The following is a 22,832-nucleotide window of genomic DNA, read 5'->3' as shown; positions in this document are numbered from 1 at the left end:
AAAAAGCCTACTTTTTCTCCTCGGTGGTGGTCTCCTTCTTTTCGACCGTGCCACCGGGGGAGACCTTGGTTTCGGTTTCGGTCTTTTTCTCGGTGGTTTTCTCGGCAGGAGCCGGGGTGATGATGGTGGTCTTTTCGGTGTGCTGGGCGGGCGGATTGATTGTGGTTTCCTTTTGTTCGCAAGAAGCGAACAGGGCAGCTAGGACCGCGGGAATCAGGTAGGTTTTCATGTCTTTTGGTGTGGGGTTTTCACTGCGGGGAACAGATTTTTCCATTTAGTGAATCGGACACCCGTAGTTCAGGATGTGCGGGCTGTCCAACGGTTAGGAGGGGCGCGATCTGGCGCTCATCGCGAGAGGAAGCGCCGGGTGTGCCGCACCATGGCGCGCGGCTTTTCCTCCATCGGGGCATGGCCACTGCTCTCCAAGCGCCGGAGAGGCTGCTATGACCGGTCCGTTAGAAAAGGCCTGAATGGTCGGGGTGGCGGGATTGTCCTCCGGACCACGCCAGTTTGCGGCTTCGCCGAGGATGGTAGGTCGCGAAGCTCCCGCCGCGTTCAAACCCAAAAGGCATCCTCGCTAAGGCTCGGAAGTAGGTTCTCATCCCGCCACGGGTGGAATGGGTGTTGTAGCGGAAGAGGCGGCTTTGACCGTGAAGCTCCAGCGGAGCTATGTGGTCGGGGTGGCGGGATTGTCCTCCGGACCACGCCAGTTTGCGGCTTCGCCGGGGAATGGAGGTCGCGAAGCTCCCGCCGCGTTCAAACCCAAAGGCATCCTCGCTAGGGCTCGGAAGTGGTTTCTCATCCCGCCACGGGTGGAATGGGTGTAGCGGCCGGAAAGGCGGCTGCGACCGGTTGGGTAAAAAAGAGCTTTAATGGTCGGGGTGGCGGGATTCGAACCCACGGCCTCTTCGTCCCGAACGAAGCGCGCTACCAGACTGCGCCACACCCCGATCTCTTGGCGAATTCCAAGCCCGCTTCCGGGAAAAAGCGGGGCGGGCTTTTTTCCCGATTTCCCCGGGGCCTGCAAGCGAATTTTCGGATACGAAGAGGCCCCTGCCCGCACGATGGGCGTTGGCTCTCCTGGCGCGACAAGGGTGGCGAAACCGCTGTCGGAAGGTGTGCGTCGTGAGCCGCCTCTTGATGCCGACCGCACGGGCTGTTCTCGTCGGCTTCTCTCTGGACGCTCCACTCCGCCGTTGGCTACATTGCAGACGTTCGGCTAGAAAATCATGAATCCCATTCTGCGATACGCTGCTGTCCTTCTGGTTTTCTTTGCCGGGCCTCTTCGGTCTGAAGAGCGTCGGTGGGGATTTCTGGGAAGTGACGAGTCCTTGGTAGCCACGTTCGACGACGCAAAGCATGTCGGTTTCGTTTGTGTTACCGAAGTCGAACTGCGTGACGTCAAGCCGCCGTTTGCAAAGGTTGTTTACCACGCGACCGTGATCGAGTGTCACAAGGGGAAGCTTGAGGTTGGAGCGAAAATCCAGATCAGCTTTAGCACCGACAGTTTGCCTATCGATGATGGCGAGCGTCTTAAGTTTGTAGAGGAGGCGAACAAGAAAAACAAAGGCGAGTTGAAGTTCGCATTTCTCCGTGGTGGTGAGGAAGGTGCCTATGGTTGCGATTTCACGGAGGTGCCTACCTACTCGAAGGAGATGCAGGATTTTCTGAGGAAGCTGCAGATTCGCCCGGTGAAACGGGAAGCCGAAGCCGCCGCGCCAGGCGATGGCGGCAAGTCCTCAGATTGAGTTCTCCTACATCGTGGCGCGGAATTTCGTGGCCGTCGGCGCTGCCAGTGATCAGGGGGCACCGGGCGAGGGGGCAAGATGGTCCTTGTCCCCCGGCTGAGGAATCGTTAGAAGGCCTTGATTACCGGGGAGTCGTGGGTGATTCCGCCGGTGAAACCCTTCCCAGTCCCATGAAAACCCGCCTCCCTGCGGCCTTGCTGTCGCTTGTCCTGTCGTCGCCGCTGCTTTCCCAGGAACCTGTCCCGCCACCACTGCTCGAGTTCGCCGTCGGGCTGCCGGGCAAGCAAGTCCGCCTGACGTGGGCGGCCGAGGTGGGTGTCCGGTACCGGATCGAGCGATCTACGGATCTGGGCGGCGGTGGTGGTGCCGGTGGCGGCTGGAAGCAGGTGGCGCTGGTCGATGCGACCGGCACGGCAGGGGAGTGGCTGGATCCTGAGACGACCCAGACGAAGTCCTTCTACCGTATCACTCATCCAGAGCCGGAGGTCTTCTCGATCCCCGAGCCGGTGCTGCCGGCGGGGGGTGGCGAGCTTTTGATCCACGGCCAGCGCATCCCGGACGGCAGCAAGCTGGTGCTGCTGGTGGAGGGCGTGCCGATGGAGTTCGCGCTGACCTCGATGGGTGGCGGAGTCTGGCGGGCCGCAGCCCTGCTCGGTGGCATCGTGCCGGGGGGAAGTGTAATCTCGGCGGCGGTCCGCGGTCCGGGTGGGACCGATCTGGTGACGCTGAACATTCCGATCACGATCACCGGCACCGGTCGCGCCACGGACTCGCCGCCGTCGCTTCCGCCGGCGGCTCCCATGGCATCGTCGAACCCGATCCCGGGTGTCGGCATCGTGGTGAAGCGGGACGCCTCCGCGGCCTATTTCAGCAAGAAGGGCTATGACTCTTGGAAGGCACATTCCGACATGGGCGCGGTCGGGATCAATACCAACCCCTTGTATCAAGGCAACGGCCACGAGGGGGTGAATCCCCTGCACACGGGCCGCAGCATTTCACCGGCATCCTCCGCGCTGCCGGGTGAGGTGTCCTTCCACCATGTCTCGCTAGATCTGCCATGCCCCGCCGGCCCGGCGCTGGCGTGGGTGAGCACCTATCGCTCGAAGCTGCCGGTGTCATCCGGACTCGGGGAGGGCTGGGATTTCTCCTACAATGTCTCGGTCGAGCCGGTGCCGCTCGCGGCGGGGCCGAATGCTCCGCGCGTGATCGTGCGCGATGGCGGCGGGCGCGCGGATGTCTTCCTCCGCCAGCCGGACGGGGGCTACCGCTGCGAAGGAATGTTCCGCGAGGGGCGCTTCCGCAATGGGGTATTCACGCTGACCTTCGCCGACAATGGCCGCTGGGTCTTCCGCCCGCTCGATGGCTCGCCGGGTGCCGGGAAAATCTCCAGCATAATCGATCGCAATGACGTCGCGCTGACCTGCGCGTATGATTCCTCCGGCCTGCTTTCGCGGGTGAGCGATGCCTTCGACCGCAGCCTGGCGGTGGAGTGGAGCAGCGTCGCTCCCTCGCGCATTGTCTCGGTGAGCGCGCAGGATGGTGCGGCCTCGCTGACTTATCAGAAGATCGAGTTCATCTACTCCAGCTCGCGGCTGGCGTCGGTTTCGTCGCCCTTCGAGCCGGGCTCGCCGCCTTCCATCGGGCCGGTTTCCTTCAGCTATACCGAAGGGCTCGCCGATCCGAACCTCAATGGCAACCTGCTGTCGATGCGCGATGGCGCGGGTCGTTTGTTAGACGCGTTCGAATACTCATCGGCCACCGATCCGGTGGACCCGGCCTATGACACCTGCTCGGCGCAGGACCGGCACCGCACCGGCACCGCGGGTGCCCAGCTCCGCACGACCTTCGCGCTGCTGCTGAATGGCGGCTATGAGATGTGCGAGAATGACGAGCTCGGCCGCGTGACGGTGAGTTCCTTCGACAAGCTGCACCGGCTGCATCGCTCGCGCCGCTATACCGGCTTCGCCACGCCGGACATGCCGGTGACCACCTCGAAGTTGCCGGATCCCTCGACGAAGCTGCGCCCGACCGATCCGGACTACTTCGAAACGAGCTGCGCCTACAATGCGGACAGCCTGTGCACGCGCCTGACCTTTCCCGATGGCAGCAGCGAGCAGGTCATCTACGACCGCGATTTCCGCAAGGATTGCCCGGTCCGCGAGCGCGGCAATGCGCGGGTGGTCACGCTGGTTTCGTCCGGCGGGGAAAAGCGCGGCGTGACCTGCGAGTGCTTGCCGGGCTACGGCTCGCCGGAATCGGCGCGCCCCGGCAATCCCATCAAGGGGGTCAGCGTGAAGTGCGGCGGACCGAGCGGCAGCGTCCCGCTTGATAGCCCCAGCAGCTTCACCGGCGGCCTTAACGATGATGTCGACGAACTCAGGATGTCGGGGATCAACGGCGGGATGCCAAACCGGATCTCGATGAACGTGACCGTGGGCAAACAGACGCAGGGCGCGACCTTCGGTGAGAAGGTGAATGCCGGCCTCCACGCCGCCGGCGGTGCGCTCGCCCACGGGGTGAAGTCGCCGCGCGATGCCGCCTCCGGCCTCGCTACCGGGAAGCGCCAGCACTCGCCGCGCGATGCTGCCTCGGGTCTCGCCACTGGCCGGCGTCAACACTCGCCGCGCGATGCTGCGTCCGGTCTTGCCACTGGCCGGCGCCAGCACTCGCCGCGCGATGCCGCCTCAGGTCTCGCGACTGGCCGGCGCCAGCACTCGCCGCGTGATGCTTCCTCGGGCCTCGCGACTGGCCGACGCCAGCACTCGCCGCGCGATGCTTCGTCCGGTCTCGCCACCGGCAGACGCCAACATTCGCCAATCGCCTTCAACGACGACACCGATCTCGATTCATCGTATGCGTCCATCGACGACTACGATGGCGATGGCTATGTCGGCCCCTGCGATGCGGATGTCGGCGGCGGCATCACCTACATCGGCACCTGCGACGCCTCCTTTGCCACCCGCATCGTCACGGCCCACGGCCAAGCATTCACGTGCAGCTACGATGGCCGCGGTAACCTGATCGGCGAGTCCGGCCCGATCTCGGGATCCGGCGTGGCCTTCACCTACAATACGCGCGGCCAAGTCACGAGCTGCACGGTGAACGATGATACGGACAACAACTCTTCCTATAGCGAGATGGTGGTCTATGACGACTCGGATGGCTTTGCCTCCAGCATGACGGCCGATCCCGAGGGCGTGGAGATCACCACGTCCTTCGACCACGACGATCTCGGCCGGGTCAGCTCGATCACCGATCCCGAGGGGCACACCTGGTCCTATGGCTACGACTTGTCAGGCAACCTGATCTCCTGCACCAGTCCGCCTTCTCCGGCACCCATCGTCACCACCGCGACCGTGGACTCGGGCGGCATGGTCGTCCGCGTGGATAGCTCGCACCTCGGTGCCGATGGCCTGGAGATGGCGGAGAATCCCGCTTACACGACCTTCTACGTCCGCGATGGGCGGGGACGGGTCGTCCGCGTGGCGGAGGAAGAGCGGCCGATCTATGCTTCCGGGGTGCTCGTACCGGATACGCTCGGCTTGGAGAACTTCGCGGTGGTCGATTTCTCCCGCGATGCCGCAGGTCAGCTCACCGGCCTCAGCACGCCTGCGATCAGCCGCGGTCAAACCGCCGAGCTGGTTTGCAATTTCACCTACGATGAACGCGGCCTGCCGCATCGAGTGATCCGGGGCGGGGCCACGGCGAATTCCCCGGTCATCACCGAGAACGACTACGATACCTGCGGTGCTCTGGTGAGGGTCACGGCAATCGCGGCCGGCGTGACGCAGCCGGTCACCACGTTCACGTATGATGGCTTCCATCGCCCCGCCTCGGTCACCGACGCGATGGGCAATGTCACCACCTGCACTTACGATAACAAGGGCTTCGTCACCACCACCGTCCTCGGCGAACTCCAGGACCAGCCCGGCTCCGCAGGCAACGTGATGCTCTATCGCTCGTCCTCGCGGAGCGGCGGTCCTTCGCTGCGCGCCTTCAACCAGAACTCGTCCCGCAGCAACAACGCCAAGGCGGGCCTTTGCGAAGATCTCTTCTTCGATGTCTTCACCCGCGATGACAGCGTGATCGAGGAACGCTTCGCTGCCAGCGGTGGCGGCCAGCCTGCCTTGGAAACCACGGTGGTTCGGCGCTCGGTCGCCGGGCTGCCGCTTTCCATCACCTGCAATGGCGACAGCATCGCTACCATGGCGTATGATACCGCGGGGCGGCTGTCCTCTTGCTCGGACGGCTCGTCGACCACCGCGATCACCCGCGATAAAAAGGGCAACGGTCTCCTTTGCGGCACGACCGATCACTTCCTCGTGGGCGGCGTTCCTGATCAGACCTTCACCATGACCTGCGCCTACGATGCGCTCGGTCGCTGCACCTCGGTGACCGATGGCATCGGGAATACGGCATCGTATGCCTGGGATTCGCTCGGCCGCTGTGTCTCCATCACCGAGCCCGGCGGGCTGGTGGTGCGCATGGCCTATGACGGCGGCTCCGGCACGGATGCCTTCAGCCAGCTGACCAGCGCGGATGTCGATGGCGATGGCAAGTACGAACCTCTCTGCTCCTCGCTCACCCGCTGCGGGGAAACGCTCTACAGCGCGGACTCCTATGGGCATCGTACTTCCTTCACCTGCGATTCACTCGGCCGGGTGACGCGCTGCACCTATCCGGACTCGACCTACGAGGAAACCACCTTCGATGCGCTCGGCCGTGCGGCCTCGCATCGGCGGAAGAACGGCGCGATCGTCGCCTGTGACTTCAACCTCCGCGGCCTGGTCACCTCGATCAGCCACGATCAGTTGCCGGAGGACGTCCTTCCGGTGGCGGCCACCACCTTCGCCTACAATGGCCTGGGCGATTGCGTGCGATGCGTGCAGGGATCGTCGGTCATCGAGTGGGCGTGGGACTCGGTGGGCAATGCGCTCAGCGAAACCCAGTCCGGCCGCACTGTGACCCGCACCTTCAACCACCGCGGCCGCACCGGCATCACGTATGCCGATGGCCGCCGCTTTGTGGAATCGCGCGATGCGCTCGGGCGGGTGCTGTCGATCTCCGGGCTGAATGCCGTGGGTGTGCCGCTTTTGCCGCCCGTGGTGGTCCAGCAGTACGCCGGCGACCGCGTCTGGCGCAGCACCCAGGCGAATGGCGTGGTGACCACCTTCAGCTATCGCGGTGATGGTCCGCCCGCGCTGCCGGGCAGCCCCGACTTCAGCTTCGACACCTGCACGGAAATGACCGTGGAGAATACCGTGGCCCACGAGCTGGCGCACGTCATCCAGCAGCGCGACCGCAACCAGCGCGTCACGGGACGCCAGACGCTCTTCACCGACAGCCCGCAAGGCCCCGGCCGCATGCAGTCATTCACGCGCGATGCGCTCGGCCGCATCACCGGCAGCATGACCCGCCGCCGCGAAGCGATGGGTGCGCCGCCGGTGCCCGAGGATCTCGTCTCCTACGTCCTCGGGAAGGAGGGCTACCGCATCCAGCAGACCCGCAACGGCGTGGTGGGCGACTACACGCAGGATGACGGCGTGCCTCCCGGCGACAAGCAGATGGGCCAATACACCACCTGGCCGGGCGGTCCGCTCGATTGGGATGAGGAAGGCAATCTCCGCAGCATCGGCCGCGGCAGTGTGACCCACGTCAGCCAGTACGATGCGGAGGGCCGTCTCGTAGCGGTCATCGATCCCGTGACCGATCCGCTGGACTCGATCACGCTGGTGAGCTACGCTTACGATGCCATCGGCCGCCGGATTTCCCGCACCACCGGCGGCAGCAGCGGTTCGCCGGCCGTGACCTCGGCCTTCGTCTATGACGGTGCCGAGTGCATCCAGGAGTGGGGCGATGACGGCACGGGCACCGGCACGATCAATGCCGCGGTGACCTTTGTCTCCAGCGACGGGAACCAGCACGCCATCGCCACCCGCGATGGCACGCTCTACTACCCGGCCGCCAGCGCCAGCTCGGCACCGAATTACCGCTACTGCACCTGCCCTCCCGGCGAATACGTCTCGACCGCCGGCAAGAACAAGGTGGAGCACTGGGGCGATCCCCACGAAAACCTGAATGGAAAACACATCAAGGACTGGGAGGGCCGCAGCTCCTTCTCGCTGATGACGAACTCCGCCGGGGTGGTGACCGAGCGCTTCGATTGCGACGACGCCGGCAAGCCCGTCTTCCTCACCGCGGCCGGGGTGCCCACGGGTTCGTCTTCTGCCATCGGCCCGGTCCGCTGGATGGCCCCGGAGTGCCTGTGGGAGCCATCGATCGGGATGCTGCTGGGTGGGAATACCGTCTATAGCCCCGACCTCGGTATCACGGTTTCCCGCGGCAATGGCCACGTGACCGTGCTGAAAGCCGCCGCCACGGGTGGCGGCGGGGGAGGTGGCAGCGGCGGTCAGCGTGCGCAGGATCACAACTCGAGCCGCTCCAACAAAACCTCAAGCTGAGCTGAGGCCGGGACTGGCGGCGGTGGAAACCGCGAATGGGACGAATGGGACGCATATTCCTGCCTTTGCGTCCATTCGCGTCCTTTGGCGGTCCGGATTTTCCAAGTGTGAGGGCGCTGAGGCTTTATTGCAAAAGGCTTGCCAGCCCCGCCGCCGCCGCCTACCTCCCGCGCATGGCCCTCGAGACCACCCTCATTCTGTTCAAGCCCGACGCTGTGGCCAAAAGCCTCGTGGGCACCGTGCTCGCCCGCTTCGAGAAGGAAGGCTTCAAGATCCGCGGCATGAAGATGCTGTTCCTCACCGACGAGCTGTTGGCGGACCACTACTCGCACATCGCGGACAAGCCGTTCTTCCCGTCCGTCCGTGAATTCATGCAGGAGACCCCGGTCGTTGCGCTCGCGCTGGAAGGCGACGACGTGATCGCCAAGGTCCGCGACCTGCTCGGCCCGACCGACTCGAAGGCCGCCGCTCCCGGCACCATCCGTGGTGACTTCGGCGACAAGGAAGGCGACGCGAAGATGCGCAACGTGTGCCACGCTTCCGATGGCGTGGAGGCCGCTGCGGATGAGATCAAGCGGTTCTTCAAGGAAGGCGAAGTGTTCTAACACTTGGCTCTGAAGGTTTTTCGAAGCCCGGTGCGCCTTTCAAGGTGCGCCGGGTTTTTCATTAAGGGGTGTCGACGTTCCGTCGACGCGGGATGGCGGGTGGATGTGTTATGGCGGTGGGCCCGGGAGCGCTGGTCTTCAGACCGGCCTGAATGGTCCCTCGGTGCCCTAACGCACGATGCAGACTTTGTCGGCCTTAAGGGATGGCACCCGGTGCTTCCCCGCAGCAGGGCTGCTGGCTTCGAGCGGCAGCAGGGCTGCGCGCAGTCCGGGTCTTCGACGGCTGCGGGCGGGCGGGCTTGGGTCGGGGGAGCGCCAGTCATCAGGCGGGCAGTGAGGGACCATTCGGGCCGGTCTGAAGACCGGCGGTCCCGGGATCGGCCTCCCGGCCGGCTGTGGCTCGGCCTGTTAGGCTTCGGTGGCCCGCACCACGACTAGAAATGGCGCGGGCTTCAGGGTGTCCTCGCGGCGGAAGACCTCCGCGCCGTGTTTCTCCGCCCATGCTACTACCGCGGCGCTTTCATCATCTCCGCCTGCGTGCCCGGGGTAGCAGACGATTGTCAAAAGTCCGCCGGGTTTCAGCACGCCCACGGCCGCCTCCAGCCCCTGTAACGTCTCCTCTGTCCGTGTGATCAGCTCGTGGTCGCCGCCGGGCAGGTAGCCGAGATTGAACATCGCGGCTGTGACGCTAGCCGGTCCGGCGTAGGCATGCATGGCGGCATGGGATGCATGCACCAGCTCGACCCGTTCTAACAAACCCTCCGCCGCCAGTCGTTCGCGGGTTGATGCGATCGCCTGCTCCTGCACATCGAAGGCGATGACCTTGCCTGTGGGTCCCACGAGACCGGCGAGAAACACGGTGTCGTGCCCGTTGCCGGCCGTGGCATCGATTGCCACATCACCCTCTCGCAACACGGACGCGACCTCGCGGTGGGCACGGGCGGTCGGGCGTTCGGGAACGGTCATGGGGTGAAGACGTGATTTCCCCGCTGGCCCTTGCGCACAAGAACGAACGTGCGGAGTTTCGGTTTGTCCCGCTTGGAGATAAGCCCTTACCCTTGGAAAAATGAACCGGACGCTGACGATCCGTATCCCCGACGACTTGGCCCTATGGCTGAAGGAATTGGCATCTCGGACTGGCGTGTCGCGGGCTCAGTTCATTCGCGAACAGCTTGAAAAAGCCCGGGCAAATGCCGGCTCCAAGCCTTTCATGCGCTTGGCCGGAGTGCTTGGAGATGATTCCGGTCTCTCGCGACGCAACGGATTCTCTCGTCCTGTCAGCTGATGAAGGGGATCTCCGACGCTGAGTCCGCCGCTGGCACGCCCCAACTCGTCTTCGTCTACGGCGGGCTCCGGCGCGGTGCTTGGGAAGCATTCCGGCTCGAAGGAGCCAAGTTCGTCGGGGAGGGATGGGTGGAAGGATCGCTCTATTGCATCGCTGCCAAACCGGGGCTGGTGTCCGGGCAGGGTGGACGGCGGGTCAAGGGCGAGATCTATCAGCTAAGCCCCGCCCAATTGCGTGCGCTTGACGACTCCCGAGGCCTTGCTGCCGGGGAAAAGCCCGAGACCGGTGGGGCGGAGTACCGGAGAATCCAAATACTCGCGACCCTGAATATTCCCTACGACGACACGCTCTGGACTTGGGCTTACGAATGGTTAGGACCGGTGAACGAGGCCCTGCTTGTCCCGGAAGGTGACTGGATGGACGTGGAGAGGCCCCGGCCGCCGCCGGTCTTCACCTACACCGCATGGATCTTGATGGCGCTGCCGGTGGGAAGATTTCTTATCGAGCACTTCTCGACCGATGGTGAGGGAGCCCAGTGGTGGGAGCGCTTTTGGCTCGGAGCAACCGCATTGGTGGCGGGGGCTGCTCTGTCGCTGGTTGTCGCTGCGCTACGGAGGGAGCGAGCCAGGAAAGCGATCATAGCCGGTTGGATCGGATGCTCCATTTGGGCATTGGTCCAATTGGTCGCAGGAATGGAACTCCTATTCCTATAGCTCCCTTGTTCCCAACACTTCCGCAAAATCACTCACCCATCGCCGTCCCGACCTTCGCATACAGCTCGACCTGCTTCGAGGACCACTCCACCAGGTCGGCCGCTAGTTTCACTGCGCCGGGCTCGAAGATCGTGATGGTGGAGGACCCGCCGAAGGCGAAGTAGCCTTTTTCCTCGCCCTTCTGGACTGGCTTGCCGGGGGTGAAGGTTTGGAGGATCGAGCCGACGCAGGTGGCGCCAATTTCCAGGAGCAGCACGGTGCCGAGGCTTTCTGTTTCCAGCTTGGTGATCGTCCGCTTGTTCTCCCAGAGGTAGGCGAGGCGGCGGCGCAGGGCGATGGGGGAGACGGAAAAGAGGGGGCCATTGATCACCGTCGTCTCGCCCGGGGTGCCGGCGGCGGGGAAGTGGAAGCGGTGGTAGTCCACCGGGCAGAGGCGCGAGAGCACCAGCGAGCCATCCGCATAGCGGGCGGCAAGTGCGTCATCGCCGAGCAGCTTTCCGAGGTCGAATTTCTGGCCCTTCACGAAGACACCCTCGATCTTGCTGGCTGTTTGAAACCCCAGGTGGCGGCCATCGGCGGGGAAGACCGCCGGGGTTTCCGCGATCGGCCGGGCGGCGGGCTTGAGCTTGCGGTAGAAGAATTCGTTGAAGGTGGCGTAGCTGTCCGCGGGATCGGCGAATTCCGCGGGATCCAGGCCGTAGTTGGCGATGAAGGGGGCCACTTTCGCCTTGGTCGCGGGGTCGTCCATGCGCTTGCCGTACCAGCGGGAAAAGCCCGCCCGCTTCACCATCAGGTGGAGCGGCAGGGCGCCCAGCGGGTTGGCGTAGCTGAATTTCAGGAAGCCCTCGCCATAGACCTGCTCGGTCTCCATCTGGCCGGTGTGGCGGTTGAAATAGCGGATAGCGCTCACGTCCGGCGACCGTAGGGGCGCCATGCCAATGACGGGAAGCGGAAAGACGATGGCCGGAATGCCCTTGCGCGTCGCGGAAGCGGGGGCTATCGGCGGCGCGATGAAAATCCGGGCCCTCACCGCTGTCTGCCTCGGCCTCGCCCTGCTTTTGCCCGCCTGCAAGAAGCCAGCCGAGGTGACTGTGGATGAAGAGCGCCCGCTGACCATGCGCGACGCGCAGGTGAAGCTGGATGCGACTTCAAACGACCGCTTTCAGCCACCCGGCACCGGCCCCTTCATCGCCGGCCAGGTGCCCCAGGGCTGGATGGAAATGCCTTCCAACCAATTCCGCCTGCTGAACTACCGCTTCGGCACCGGTGGCGAGGTCGCGGTCGGCATGTCGTCCGGCGGCCTGACCGACAACGTGAACCGCTGGCTCGGCCAATTTGACAAGGACCCGCTCACCGATGGCGACGTCGTGAAGCTCGAGAAGGGCAGCGTGCTCGGCATCGAGGGGGTGTGGGTCGAGGCGTCCGGCGAATACATGCCCGGCATGGGCCAGTCGGCCAAGCCCGCCCAAGGACTCTACGGACTGATCGTGCAAGACGCCGGTCGCGTGATCACCGTGAAAATGACCGGCCCGGCCGAAGAGGTTGCGGCGCAGAAAGCCGCGCTCAAAGTATTCGTAGCCGGCCTGCGCCGTCGCGAATAGCCGCCTCCGTGAACGACTCCACCCGCCCGGCCCGTAACCCGCTGACCCGATGAACGATTCCGCCCGCAAGTCCTGGCCCGTCCGCATTTTCCATGTGCTGTCGAGCTTCGGCCTCGCGACCATCCTGCTGGTCATCCTGATGCTCCAGACGTGGCTCGCCACGCTGGAGCAGGTCCATTTCGGCCTTCATACGACGCTCCAGAAGTACTTCGATATCCATAGCTGGTACGTCATTCCGGATGCCGGGATCATCCGTGAAGATCTGGTCGGCAAGTATCTGCCGCCGCTGCCCGGCGGCTACTGGGTGTGCGCGCTGCTGGCCCTGAATCTCACGCTCGGCGGCATCATTCGCATGCGCAAGGGCTGGCGGACGGCCGGCGTGCTGATGGCCCACTTCTCGATCGTCTTCATGATCATCGCCGGCGGCGTCGCCCAGCTCAAGGAAGAGCGCGGCGTGATGATGCTGAGCGAGGAGGAAAACGGCCCGCTGCCAAAGACCGCCGACTACGCCAATGCCTTCACCGAGACCACCATCGAGATCACCGAGGTGAAGGATGGCAAGCCCGTGGGTCCGGTCCACTTCGTCAAGGATGCCTACTACTCGGACCTCACGCTGAAGGATCAGCGGAAGGTGAATCTTCCCAAGCTGCCCTTCGACCTCGAGCTGCAGGGCTTCGTCGCCAATGCCAAGGCGATGTCCACCGGGAGCATGGCGCCGGACCGCGGCGAGCCGGTGGTGGATGGCTGGTTCCTCTACTCGCGCGAGCCGAACAAGGAGAGCGAGCTGGACACGCCCGGCATTCATGCCCGCGTGATGCCCCGAGACGGCGGCAAGGGCCAGGTGATGTTGCTGGTGGCCACCGATCCCGATGCCTTTGGCCCGCGCCCGCCGGTGACGGTGAAGTCGGGCGACCGCACCTTTGTCGTGCGGCTCGACAAGCGGGTCTGGCCGGTGCCCTTCCAGATCACGCTAACGGATGCACGCTCCGAGTATCACCCGAACACGAACCGGGCGAAGCTCTTTGAAAGCGACGTCATCCGCACCCAGAATGGCCAGGAGACGAAGCACTTCATCGAGATGAACGAGCCGATGCGCCAGGGCGGTCTCACCCTCTACCAGCGGACGATGATGAACAGCCCCTCGGGCGGGTCCCAGGAGTCCACCATCTCCGGCTTCGAAGTGGTGCGGAATCCTTCCGACAAGTGGCCGGAGTATAGCATCTGGGTCGCCAGCTTCGGTCTCTGCCTGCATTTCCTGATCAAGCTCTGGAGCTTCCTGTTCCGCAGCAAATCCACCCCTGCCCCGCAATCGTGATATGAAAGCCACTGCCGGACGATGGATCGTATTCGCCCTCGGGCTGCTCGCCGTGACCTGGATCGCGGCCACCGCGCTGCGCGACAGCCTGGCCGAAGGGAAACCCACCACGGTCTCGAACTACGAACCGTGGGAAGATGCCACCCTGGACCTCGCCGCGCTGCTGCCGGTGCAGGATGGCGGACGCATCAAGCCGCTGGGCACCTATGCGGGCTTCAGCATGCTGGGTCTCCACGGTGCGCGGAAGATGGAGATCATCGGCAAGGATGGCGAGAAGGTCACCCTGAAGCCGCTGGCGTGGATGCTCGACTGCATGTTCCGACCCGAGCTGGCCGATCAGCTGCCGACCTTCCGCGTGGACAATGCGGAGGTGCTGGATGCCGTGGGCATCAAGTCCAAGGGTCGCCGCGACCGGTATAGCTACAATGACCTCAAGCCGGGCCTTGAGAAGCTGCGCGAGCTTTCCGTCTCCTACGAACAGATCCAGCGCCAGGACCCGAAGCAGCTCAAGTCGGTGGAGTCGCAGACGTTGTCGCTGGCCTACAATGTCCGCACCTACGAATTCCTCACCGGCTACATGAACTTCGCGCGGAACGGGCTGCTGCCTGCCTCCGCCGCGAAGGAAGGCAAGATCCTGCCGGTCAGCGAAGTGATGCAGGCCGCGCCAAAGATCCGCGCCGAGCTGCAGGCTGCTGCCCAAGGCAAGCAGGCATCGAGCGAGGTGCAGACCATCACCGTGCTCATCGAGCAGGCTGCGAATTCCGCGAAGTTCGGCCTCAATCTTTTCCCACCGTCCAATCAGGACGACAAGGAATGGCTGAGCGCGGGCGACCGCATCTTCCACATCTTCACCGGCAACACCCGCGAGCCGGAGCAATCGATCAAGGACATCAAGCTGCTGGAAGACGTCGGCCAGTCGCTCAAGGGCGGTCAGGCGGCGTTCCGTGAGAAGTTCTCGGCTTGGGAAGTCAGTGTCGTCGAGCGGGCCAAGGCGCGCGGCGAGTATCGCTCGATCCCGCTGGAGGCCGACTACTTCAAGAAGAACTGGTTCATCTATGCGCTCGTGTGGTTCCTGCTCGCGGTGGTGACTTCGGGGGTGATGTTCTTCGCTGGCCAGACCAAGGCCGGGCGCGGGGCCCACTGGTTGACGGTCGGATTTCTCGGCCTCGGCCTGAGTTACATGATCATCCCGATCGTGAAGCGCTCGATCATCATGCAGCGCCCGCCGGTCGGGAATCTCTACGACACCATCATCTTCATCTGCGCCGCGATCGTTGCCTTTGGCCTGTTGGTCGAGTGGATGACGAAGAAGCGCTTCGTGCTCGGCATCACGCCGATCGTTGCGGCGTTCCTCATCGTCCTGGCCCGTCGCTTCGAAGTGGGCGAGGGGAAGGATCACCTGGATCCGCTGGTGGCGGTGCTGCGGTCGAATTACTGGCTGACCATCCACGTGATCACCATCACGCTTGGCTATGCGGCCGGGCTGATCACCGCGCTGCTGTCGATCGTCTATGTGATGATGCGGACCTTGGGGCTGGATGGTGGCGATGCCTCGCTGCGGCGCTCGATGACCCGCGCGGTGTATGGCTGCGTCTGCCTCACGCTCACGCTGTCGCTGATCGGCACGGTGCTCGGCGGCATCTGGGCGAATGATTCGTGGGGCCGCTTCTGGGGCTGGGACCCGAAGGAGAATGGCGCGCTGATGATCGTGCTGTGGTCGCTGGCGATGCTGCACGCCCGGCTCGGCGGCTACATCCGGGAATGGGGGCTGCACCTGTGCTCGATGTTCGGTGCGATGGTGGTCGGCTTCTCGTGGTGGCACGTGAATTTCCTCAACGTAGGGCTGCACAACTACGGCTTCTCCGCGGAGAAGATCTGGGCCGTCCGGGCTTTCTACGGGATCATGCTTGGCTTCATCCTGTGGGGTGGAATTGCCTGCCTGATGGAGCGGCTTGAGAAAAAGAAGAGCCGTGATGCCGGGGCGAAGGCCAAGGGTGACGATGCGGTGGGCGTGAAGACGCAATCGAGCTACTGAGCCGAGCGACCGCGGCCGGATTCCGGCCCCAGCGATCCCGGAGGGATCCCAGCCAGTAGCCGGTGGTCGCAGCCGCGTAGCGGCAAAGACCACCGGACCCAAGGAACGCGAAAGGAATCCCGGAGGGGATTCCAGCCGGGGCAGAAGCACACCGCGGCATCTAACAATTTCTACCAGGTCGGGAGGGGAAAGGGGATGCCGGTCGTGTCCGTTGTTCCCGCCCTGCTTGAACCCCATCCGGGGTTCCTTTCATCGGGCCCTATTATCCGGGGGTGGTGCTTCGCTTACCCCCGGCTACTGGCTGCTTCCCCTCCGGGGAAGAGGGCAGGTTGGATATCACGAGGTCGCCCGATTCGCTTGGCCAACCCCATGTCCCTCCATTAGACCTCCCGCGTGAGCTGGACCTTCGGATCAGTGGCAGTCGTCGGCGCGGGAGCCATCGGGCTTTACTATGGTTCCCGTCTGGCCGCGGCGGGGGAGGATGTCCGCTTCCTGCTGAGGTCCGACTACGACACGGTCCGCCGCGATGGAATCCGCATCGAGAGCGTGGCAGGGGACTTGCACCTGACGGACGTGAAGGCGTTCCGCAGCCGCGCCGAAATCGGGCCGGTGGACCTGGTGATCGTCGCGTGGAAGACGACTTCGAATGATTTGTTAGGCGAGGTGCTGCCGCCGCTGCTGCATGAGGGCACCCAGGTGCTTACCTTGCAAAACGGGCTCGGGAATTGCGAGCAGCTCGCCGCGATCGTCGGGGCGGATCGGGTGTTAGGCGCGCTTTGTTTCGTCTGCCTGAACCGGCTTTCGCCCGGGCATGTGAGCCATACGGCTGGCGGCAGGATCAGCGTGGGGGAGTTCGTGAATGATGATCGCGGGCGTGCGCCGGAGATCGCCCGGCGTTTCAGCGCGGCTGGGATTCCGACCGAGGCCGCGCCGGACCTCGCCGCGGCGCAGTGGACCAAGCTGGTTTGGAATATCCCGTTTAACGGTCTCGCCATTGCTGAGGGAGGTGTGACCACGGATGTGCTGTTAGCCACGCCTGGGGTGGAGGATGAGATCCGTTCCTTGATGGCGGAGGTCATTGGCGCGGCGCAGGCTCTGGGGCTTTCGCTGGAGGAATCGCTTATCGATTTCAATGTCGAGCGCACGCGGCCGATGGGGCCCTACCGGCCATCGAGCATGATCGATTATGTCGAGGGCCGCGAGGTCGAGTTCGACGAGATCTGGGGCGAGCCGCTGCGCCGCGCGAAGGCTGCGGGGGTGGAGGTGCCGCATTTGGAGAAGCTTGCGGGGAGGATTCAGGAGCGACTTGGCCGGCCTTTTGAAGATGGCTGACCGCATGACCGCGGCGCAGCCGCCCTTGGACTGCTGCGGTCATCCGCAGCTTTTGAATGGACGGTTCGGCGGGTTTGCTCCTGTGCGTTGTGGCGATCTGGGAGGGTTGGTTCATTCCATAGGGGAAGCGCGCTTCACCCTGCACTCGAGAGCTGCGGATGACCGCAGCAGTCCGAGGGCGGCTGCGCCGCGTCAGTGGAGATCCTGGAGGGTTGGTTCATTCCACAGGGGAAGCGCACTTCACCCTGCACTCGAAAGCTGCGGATGACCGCAGCAGTCCAAGGGCGGCTGCGCTGCGTCAGCGGAGATCCCGGAGGGTTGGGTCATTCCAGAGGGGAAGCGCGCTATACCCTGCACTCAAAAGCTGCGGATGACCGCAGCAGTCCAAGGGCGGCTGCGCCGCGTCAGCAGAGATCTAGGAGGCTTGGTTCATTCCACAGGGGAAGCGGGCCCTCATTCGCGTGAATTCGTATTCTCAAATCGCGCCCGTGTCTTCGATGTCACTTCGCATTTGAAGTGTCCCCATGACCCGGCCCACGATGCCGCATGGCAGAACCGGTGGGCATCGTGTTGGGGTCGGGACTCGGTCCTTTGGCGGACCGTGTCACGGTGACGAGGACGGTGGGATTCGCCGAGGCCGGCCTGCCCGGGTCCTCGGTGGAAGGCCACGCGGGGCGGTTTCTCTTCGGCATGCTTGGCGGCCGCGAGGTCATCGTGATGCAGGGCCGCATTCACCTCTACGAAGGGCACGATGCGAAAGCCGTCACCGCCGGCGTCCGCTGGCTCCACGAGCAAGGCGTGCGCCACGTGACCCTCACCAATGCTGCCGGCACGCTGAATGATGGCCACGCTCCCGGTGGATGGATGATGCTTTCCGACCACCTCAATCTCACCGGCACGTCGCCGCTGGAGGGCGGCCCGAACTTCATCGACATGAGCCAGGTTTACGACGCCGAAGCCATGCTTGAGTTCCACGCGCTCGCCAATGAGCAGGGGATGACGCTCCACGAGGGCGTCTATGCCGGGCTACGGGGACCGCAGTACGAAACCCCCGCCGAGATCCGCATGCTGCGCGCAATGGGCGCCGATGCCGTCGGCATGAGCACTGTGCTTGAAGCGATCCAGGCGCGCGCGCTGGGGATGAAAGTCAGCGCCTTCTCCTGCCTCACCAATTGGGCCGCCGGGATGTCACCGGAGGTGCTCGATCACGCCGAGGTCCTCGCGACCGGTGCCGCCGCAGCGGCCGACATTATGGGGCTGCTGGAAGCGTGGTGTGGGCTGTAGCTAGCCTGGAAAAAATCAGAGCCGCGCCTTCTCGCGGGGAGCAGCGACGCGCTTCTTCGGCTGGAACGGCGTCACAAAGGCGTCGTCGAAGTCGAAGGCCGCGGCGAAGTCTTCCTTCGTGTCGCTCTCTTGCTTGCCGAACATCTGCTCGTCGATCAGGTGAAACACCATCTCGCCGATGTCGCCGCTTTCACGGATGCCCCATTCGTGCATCAGGGTCGAGGACATCGGTCCGAACTGCTCCAGCGCGAGATCGCGGTAGCCGAGGCACAGCTCCTTGCCGGTCACGTGGCGCTGTTCACCACCATTGCCTTCGGCAGCCCGCTTCAACGTGAAATCGAGCGCTTCCTTGAGAAAAAGGTAGGCCAACGGATCATAACGCCGCTCCCGCTTGAGGATGGATTCGACCGCTTGCTCGAATTGAAGTGCCTTCATTCGGGGTGACCATGCCCGGAACACGGCCCGGAGTCAAAGCCGTTAGCTAACAGTCAATTTTCCCGCTTCCGGGCGTTGGCTCGACCCGGTGGCACTCCCATTGAGCCGGTAGCGGACTTATTCCCTAACAGGTCCGTCGCCCGGTGTTTCCTCCGTCGGATCCGTGTGGGGCGGTGCCACAATGGCGTCGTCGAAGGCGAAGACATCGGCGAAGTCTTCCTTCGTGTCACTGTCCTGCTTGCCGAATATCCACTCGTCGATCAGGAGGAAGACCATCTCGCCGACGTCCGCGCTCCCGTGCACGCCCCACCCGCGCATCAGCTCCGCTGCCCCCTGACCGAAGTCCTGCAGCGCGAGATCGCGGAAGCCGAGGCTCAGCTCCTTGCCCGTCACGTGGCGGAGCTCCCCGCCATTGCCTTCCGCCACGCGCTTGAACGTGAAATTGAGCGCTTCCTTCAGGAAATAGTAAGCCAGCTCATCGTATCGCTTCTCCCGCTCTAGGATTACTTCGACTGCATCCTCAAAGTACGGTGACTTCATTCCCCGAGAAGATGCCCGGATTTTTTCGAGGCGTCAAAGACGTTGATTTCCAATCGTTTCCCATTCTCGCGCAGCCGAGCACCGTGACTCGGACCGAAGGCTTCGCCACGGGCAGGAGTGCCAAGCTCATGCTCTAACAGAGCTGGTCCTCAGTGCTTCTGACGCCGTCCGCGTGCGGTGAGGCGGTAGCGCTGGGCCGGGCTTCGGGGGGATGAGGGGTCAGTCATCTCGATCCATCCCGAGACCAAGGCGGGATGGAGGTAGTTCTTGCGGAAAGAGGGCCTGTGCTTGAGGTCCAAGCGCCGCATCAGCTCCGCGGCGGTCACCTCCTCGCTCCCCGAGAGGTGTCGGACCAAGGATTTTACTTGGTCGTTTACTTGGTCGTTTACTTGGTCGCTCGTTGGGAGAGAATCGAAAGCGTCGCGGAGCGCGGACAGCATGAACTCAACGAACGGCGAGGCGTCAGCCCGGCGATCCGCTTCTCCCAAGGCGGCGTAGTAATCCGCCTGTCGTTCACTGATCAGGTGCTCCACTGGCAGGTAGGCGAGGTCGGCGTGCCAAGACGCGAGCGCCAGCGACTGCCAGAGGCGCCCCATCCGGCCGTTGCCATCCGCGAAGGGATGAATGAACTCGATTTCGTAGTGAAGGATCGAACTCGCGACGAGCGGATGGTGATCAGTGGTTTCCAGCCACCGGAGAAGATCCCGCACCCCATGCTCCACGCGATCGGCGGGGGGAGCCATGTGGACGAGCTTGTCCCCGCGATAGATGCCGACACCGCCGCGCCGGAAACCCCCGGCTTCATCGACAAGGGCCTTCATCATGATCCCGTGGGCCACGAGGAGGTCCCCGGCAGAGGTTGCCTGCCAATCGCCGAAGCGGTCGTAGCACTCGATGGCATTGCGGACTTCCTGAATCTCCCGCGGGGTTCCCAGCACCCGCTTTCCTTCCAGGATGGCGGTGACTTGCTCGATGCTCAGGGTGTTGTTCTCGATCGCCAGGGAAGCCTGGATGGTGCGGATGCGGTTCTCCCGCCGCAGCCGCGGTGACACCGCTTCCCGCCCTTCGCCCGTCCAGCGCCCCACGCGCTCGCAGATCTCCGCCACGAGGGCGACAATCCGCGGCGTGATGGTAAAGGGCGGCTGATGCGGAGTGGGCATGGCGATCAGTCGTCGTCGGCTTCTTCCTCTTCGTCCCAATCCGGATACTGCACCGGTGGCGTGCCGGAAGTGGCGAGGAGCTTCGGGCGTTTGAACGCCCGGCCTTCCGCTTCACCGGTGCAGGTGACGAGGAACATCCAGTCGTCGCCGTAGTCGAAGAGGAAGAGCATCTTTTTCTTCGGCCGGAAGACCGCGTCAACAAGAGTGGTTTTCACCCCGGAATCCCCGTCCTTAGCCTCTTCCCCGATGTCGGCAAAGAGGGTGTATTCCTCTTTGCTGCGGTGGGTATTCTTGAGGTTGTCGTAAAAGCCGAAACAGTGGTCCATGTCGAAGCCGACCGCTTCGATGATCGCGTAGGCGAGCGACTCAAGCGTGCCTGTGGCGGGCAACTGGAGTTCCGCATTCCAGTCGCCATGCTCGATTTTGAAGAGGAGGGATTTCACTTGGTCTGATGCATTCGTTCACCTCGCTTCCATCTGGAAGCATGGAGTGATCAATGGCGATCCTATCGTCCACGAAGGATTGGTCGAATCGGAAGGCGTTTCCGGGAACGTTTTCGTTCCGGGCAGGGGATCAGAAGCCTGTTAGGTCGGGTGGCGGCACGGCCTCAGTTCCCCAACCGCTGCGCTAGGTCATCGAGCACGCTATCGAGCTGCTGGGCGGAGCTGATGCGCTGGGGATCGTCGAAGCCGACCCAGATGGCGGTGGAGCCCTTGGGGCCGAGGCGGGCGAGCCAGGCGTCGCGGCCGGAGCCGGTGGCACCGCCGTGGACGCGGGTGCCTGATTCCTTTTCTAACAGGGCCGCGGCTTCCTTGGCGGCTTGCTTGCCGATCGCCGGGGTGGTGACGGGGGAGGCGGTGTAGAGCACCTTGCCGTCGGGCGCGGTGATGCTCTGTATCAAGTACGGCTTCGGGCGCTGCCCGCCGTTGCCGAGGGTGGCGAGGCCGGTGGCCAGCTCCATCGGGGTGGCGGCGGCGCTGCCGCGGAAGAGGTCCTCGGTTTCCACGAAGGGGCCGCTGATGCCGCAGCGCTTGGCGATGCGGATGGTCTCCTTCGGGCCGATCTGGCGGCCGGTTTGCACCGGCTTGCCGGGCAGCACGAGGCGACCGCGCTCGGCGGCGGCGGCAGCGATCCACGGCGAGAAGGCAGACCCGAGGTCGCGCCGCGCGCCATTGCTGCGGTCGTAGCGTGAGTCGAGGTAATCGCGCCCGCCGACCAGCGCGAGGATGCCGCCGGTCTTCGTTTCAAGCGTCACTGCGGCGCACTGGAGATACTGCGGTTCGCTGCCCGCCTGATGGTCGGCATGCACGGGATAGGTCCAACCCTTGTTTTGCTCGATCTTGCGCAGCGATTCGGAAAGGTCGGTCTCCAGCCGCTGTTGCCAGCCGGCATCGAGCGTGGAGCGCACGGTCAGCCCTCCGTCGCGGATATCCACATCATCCAGGATGGTTTGCAGCTCCTTTTGAATCGCCTCCAACGCGTACGACCGCTCGCCGCCGCGTTGCTCCTGCGGCACCAGCTTGATCGGCATGGCCTTCACGCGCTCGACCTCCGCGGAGTCGATCAGCCCCATCGCCTTCATTCGGGCGAGCGTTTGTGCCTGCTGTTCGCGGGCGGCCTCCAAATCGCGGAAGGGCGAGAAGACGTGCGGGCCGCGGATGATGCCGACCAGCATCGCGCACTCGGCTTCATTGAGCTGCGAGGTCTGCTTGCCGAAATACGTGCGCGCCGCCTGCTCGATGCCATGGCAGCCTGCCCCGAAGTAGATCCGGTTCAGGTAATGGGCGAGGATCTGGTCCTTCGAATAGCGTGACTCCAGCCGTAGCGTGAGCGCGATCTCCAGCAGCTTGCGATTGATCGACTTCTCGCGGATCTCGAAGGTATTTCGCGCGAGCTGCATGCTCAGCGTGGACGCGCCCTGGGTGAAGTCGCGGTCCTTCACGTTGCGCACCGTCGCGCGGGCGAGGCCGCGGAAATCGACGCCACTGTGGTCGAAGAAGCGGGCATCCTCGCGGGCGCGCAGGGCCTTGATGAGGAAGTCCGGGATATCGGCGCGAGTGATCAGCCGGCGGCTGTTAGGCCCGCCGCTGCCGAGCTCCTTGCCATGGCGGTCGTAGATCGCTGTGTGGGCCGGCATCTTGGCCACCTCGTCGAGGTTGAATTGGGCGGCCTTCGAGAAGTAGATCAGCACCACCAGCAGGCCGAGCACGGCGCAGACCACGCCGCTCCACAGCGTCCACTTCAGCGTGGTGCGCAGCCAACCGGGCATCCAGGCCAACCAGGCCGGAGTTCTGCGGATGGGACGCCAGGTGGACATG

The 22,832-nt window shown here is 64.1% G+C and carries 18 protein-coding genes and 1 tRNA gene; 10 read left to right on the top strand and 9 right to left on the bottom strand.

From position 1 onward, the window contains the following. Positions 1-7: 7 nt before the first annotated feature. Positions 8-229, bottom strand: a complete 222-nt coding sequence (locus tag OKA05_RS10935; RefSeq protein WP_264487174.1) for a hypothetical protein — start codon at positions 227-229, stop codon at positions 8-10. Between the two features lie 644 nt (positions 230-873). Next, positions 874-950, bottom strand: a tRNA-Pro gene (locus tag OKA05_RS10930). Positions 951-1,229: 279 nt separating this feature from the next. Here OKA05_RS10930 and OKA05_RS10925 point away from each other — a divergent pair. The 3 genes from OKA05_RS10925 to ndk all read left to right on the top strand — a co-directional run bounded on the left by OKA05_RS10925 (position 1,230) and on the right by ndk (position 8,814). Then, positions 1,230-1,748, top strand: coding sequence for a hypothetical protein (locus tag OKA05_RS10925; RefSeq protein ID WP_264487173.1), 519 nt, complete (start codon positions 1,230-1,232; stop codon positions 1,746-1,748). Positions 1,749-1,918: 170 nt separating this feature from the next. Beyond that, positions 1,919-8,209 carry a hypothetical protein gene (locus OKA05_RS10920; RefSeq protein WP_264487172.1) on the top strand — a complete coding sequence of 2,097 codons (6,291 nt, stop codon included), beginning with the start codon at positions 1,919-1,921 and terminating at the stop codon, positions 8,207-8,209. Positions 8,210-8,382: 173 nt separating this feature from the next. Then, a complete protein-coding gene (gene ndk / locus OKA05_RS10915; protein WP_264487171.1) occupies positions 8,383-8,814 on the top strand; it encodes a nucleoside-diphosphate kinase in 432 nt (143 codons plus the stop codon). Between the two features lie 408 nt (positions 8,815-9,222). Here the strand turns inward: ndk and mnmM are convergent, their stop codons facing one another. After that, positions 9,223-9,780 (bottom strand): tRNA 5-(aminomethyl)-2-thiouridylate-methyltransferase MnmM, encoded by a 558-nt coding sequence (gene mnmM / locus OKA05_RS10910; RefSeq protein WP_264487170.1) that lies wholly within the window; start codon positions 9,778-9,780, stop codon positions 9,223-9,225. A 100-nt stretch (positions 9,781-9,880) separates the two neighbouring features. Here mnmM and OKA05_RS29425 point away from each other — a divergent pair, with 100 nt between their 5' ends. Next, entirely contained in the window at positions 9,881-10,099 is a 219-nt protein-coding gene (locus OKA05_RS29425) for a ribbon-helix-helix protein, CopG family (RefSeq protein WP_369335603.1), read from the top strand. Further along, the gene (locus OKA05_RS10905) at positions 10,099-10,812 is read left to right on the top strand and encodes a gamma-glutamylcyclotransferase family protein (RefSeq protein WP_264487169.1); all 714 of its coding nucleotides are present in this window, start codon (positions 10,099-10,101) and stop codon (positions 10,810-10,812) included. The genes OKA05_RS29425 and OKA05_RS10905 overlap by 1 nt, the downstream gene beginning before the upstream one ends. Before the next feature lie 28 nt (positions 10,813-10,840). Here OKA05_RS10905 and OKA05_RS10900 read toward each other — a convergent pair whose 3' ends face one another. Further along, positions 10,841-11,722: a phosphatidylserine decarboxylase gene (locus tag OKA05_RS10900; protein ID WP_264487168.1), complete on the bottom strand. Its 882-nt coding sequence runs from the start codon at positions 11,720-11,722 to the stop codon at positions 10,841-10,843. 100 nt (positions 11,723-11,822) lie between these two features. Here OKA05_RS10900 and OKA05_RS10895 point away from each other — a divergent pair, with 100 nt between their 5' ends. The 5 genes from OKA05_RS10895 (at position 11,823) to OKA05_RS10875 (ending at position 18,379) form a co-directional block, all read left to right on the top strand. Continuing rightward, positions 11,823-12,413 carry a hypothetical protein gene (locus OKA05_RS10895; RefSeq protein ID WP_264487167.1) on the top strand — a complete coding sequence of 197 codons (591 nt, stop codon included), beginning with the start codon at positions 11,823-11,825 and terminating at the stop codon, positions 12,411-12,413. Positions 12,414-12,462: 49 nt separating this feature from the next. Next, positions 12,463-13,728 carry a cytochrome c biogenesis ResB family protein gene (locus OKA05_RS10890; protein ID WP_264487166.1) on the top strand — a complete coding sequence of 422 codons (1,266 nt, stop codon included), beginning with the start codon at positions 12,463-12,465 and terminating at the stop codon, positions 13,726-13,728. A gap of 1 nt (position 13,729) precedes the next feature. Continuing rightward, positions 13,730-15,763, top strand: a complete 2,034-nt coding sequence (locus tag OKA05_RS10885) for a cytochrome c biogenesis protein (protein WP_264487165.1) — start codon at positions 13,730-13,732, stop codon at positions 15,761-15,763. 393 nt (positions 15,764-16,156) lie between these two features. Further along, entirely contained in the window at positions 16,157-17,095 is a 939-nt protein-coding gene (locus OKA05_RS10880; RefSeq protein ID WP_264487164.1) for a 2-dehydropantoate 2-reductase, read from the top strand. A gap of 546 nt (positions 17,096-17,641) precedes the next feature. Beyond that, positions 17,642-18,379 carry a purine-nucleoside phosphorylase gene (locus OKA05_RS10875; protein ID WP_264487163.1) on the top strand — a complete coding sequence of 246 codons (738 nt, stop codon included), beginning with the start codon at positions 17,642-17,644 and terminating at the stop codon, positions 18,377-18,379. Positions 18,380-18,394: 15 nt separating this feature from the next. Here the strand turns inward: OKA05_RS10875 and OKA05_RS10870 are convergent, their stop codons facing one another. The 5 genes from OKA05_RS10870 to OKA05_RS10850 form a co-directional block, all read right to left on the bottom strand. Beyond that, entirely contained in the window at positions 18,395-18,814 is a 420-nt protein-coding gene (locus OKA05_RS10870) for a Minf_1886 family protein (protein WP_264487162.1), read from the bottom strand. A gap of 117 nt (positions 18,815-18,931) precedes the next feature. Beyond that, on the bottom strand, positions 18,932-19,354 hold the full coding sequence (locus OKA05_RS10865) for a Minf_1886 family protein (RefSeq protein WP_264487161.1): 423 nt from the start codon (positions 19,352-19,354) through the stop codon (positions 18,932-18,934). 149 nt (positions 19,355-19,503) lie between these two features. After that, positions 19,504-20,514 (bottom strand): Fic family protein, encoded by a 1,011-nt coding sequence (locus OKA05_RS10860; RefSeq protein WP_264487160.1) that lies wholly within the window; start codon positions 20,512-20,514, stop codon positions 19,504-19,506. 5 nt (positions 20,515-20,519) lie between these two features. Further along, positions 20,520-20,957 carry an IS1096 element passenger TnpR family protein gene (locus OKA05_RS10855; protein ID WP_264487159.1) on the bottom strand — a complete coding sequence of 146 codons (438 nt, stop codon included), beginning with the start codon at positions 20,955-20,957 and terminating at the stop codon, positions 20,520-20,522. Between the two features lie 164 nt (positions 20,958-21,121). After that, positions 21,122-22,831 (bottom strand): transglycosylase domain-containing protein, encoded by a 1,710-nt coding sequence (locus OKA05_RS10850; RefSeq protein WP_264487158.1) that lies wholly within the window; start codon positions 22,829-22,831, stop codon positions 21,122-21,124. Position 22,832 lies beyond the last annotated feature (1 nt).

The organism is Luteolibacter arcticus, from assembly GCF_025950235.1.
GTDB lineage: Bacteria > Verrucomicrobiota > Verrucomicrobiia > Verrucomicrobiales > Akkermansiaceae > Haloferula > Haloferula arctica.
This window is presented reverse-complemented; position numbering and strand designations above follow the sequence as displayed.

What these genes read in the sequence shown, in the direction of transcription:
- OKA05_RS29425 (WP_369335603.1), top strand. Translation starts at nt 9,881, where the DNA reads ATGAACCGGACGCTGACGATCCGTATCCCCGACGACTTGGCCCTATGG.
- OKA05_RS10870 (WP_264487162.1), bottom strand. Translation starts at nt 18,814, where the DNA reads ATGAAGGCACTTCAATTCGAGCAAGCGGTCGAATCCATCCTCAAGCGG.
- ndk (WP_264487171.1), top strand. Translation starts at nt 8,383, where the DNA reads ATGGCCCTCGAGACCACCCTCATTCTGTTCAAGCCCGACGCTGTGGCC.
- OKA05_RS10850 (WP_264487158.1), bottom strand. Translation starts at nt 22,831, where the DNA reads ATGTCCACCTGGCGTCCCATCCGCAGAACTCCGGCCTGGTTGGCCTGG.
- OKA05_RS10875 (WP_264487163.1), top strand. Translation starts at nt 17,642, where the DNA reads ATGGCAGAACCGGTGGGCATCGTGTTGGGGTCGGGACTCGGTCCTTTG.
- OKA05_RS10895 (WP_264487167.1), top strand. Translation starts at nt 11,823, where the DNA reads ATGAAAATCCGGGCCCTCACCGCTGTCTGCCTCGGCCTCGCCCTGCTT.
- OKA05_RS10905 (WP_264487169.1), top strand. Translation starts at nt 10,099, where the DNA reads ATGAAGGGGATCTCCGACGCTGAGTCCGCCGCTGGCACGCCCCAACTC.
- OKA05_RS10885 (WP_264487165.1), top strand. Translation starts at nt 13,730, where the DNA reads ATGAAAGCCACTGCCGGACGATGGATCGTATTCGCCCTCGGGCTGCTC.
- mnmM (WP_264487170.1), bottom strand. Translation starts at nt 9,780, where the DNA reads ATGACCGTTCCCGAACGCCCGACCGCCCGTGCCCACCGCGAGGTCGCG.
- OKA05_RS10860 (WP_264487160.1), bottom strand. Translation starts at nt 20,514, where the DNA reads ATGCCCACTCCGCATCAGCCGCCCTTTACCATCACGCCGCGGATTGTC.
- OKA05_RS10925 (WP_264487173.1), top strand. Translation starts at nt 1,230, where the DNA reads ATGAATCCCATTCTGCGATACGCTGCTGTCCTTCTGGTTTTCTTTGCC.
- OKA05_RS10890 (WP_264487166.1), top strand. Translation starts at nt 12,463, where the DNA reads ATGAACGATTCCGCCCGCAAGTCCTGGCCCGTCCGCATTTTCCATGTG.
- OKA05_RS10935 (WP_264487174.1), bottom strand. Translation starts at nt 229, where the DNA reads ATGAAAACCTACCTGATTCCCGCGGTCCTAGCTGCCCTGTTCGCTTCT.
- OKA05_RS10865 (WP_264487161.1), bottom strand. Translation starts at nt 19,354, where the DNA reads ATGAAGTCACCGTACTTTGAGGATGCAGTCGAAGTAATCCTAGAGCGG.
- OKA05_RS10920 (WP_264487172.1), top strand. Translation starts at nt 1,919, where the DNA reads ATGAAAACCCGCCTCCCTGCGGCCTTGCTGTCGCTTGTCCTGTCGTCG.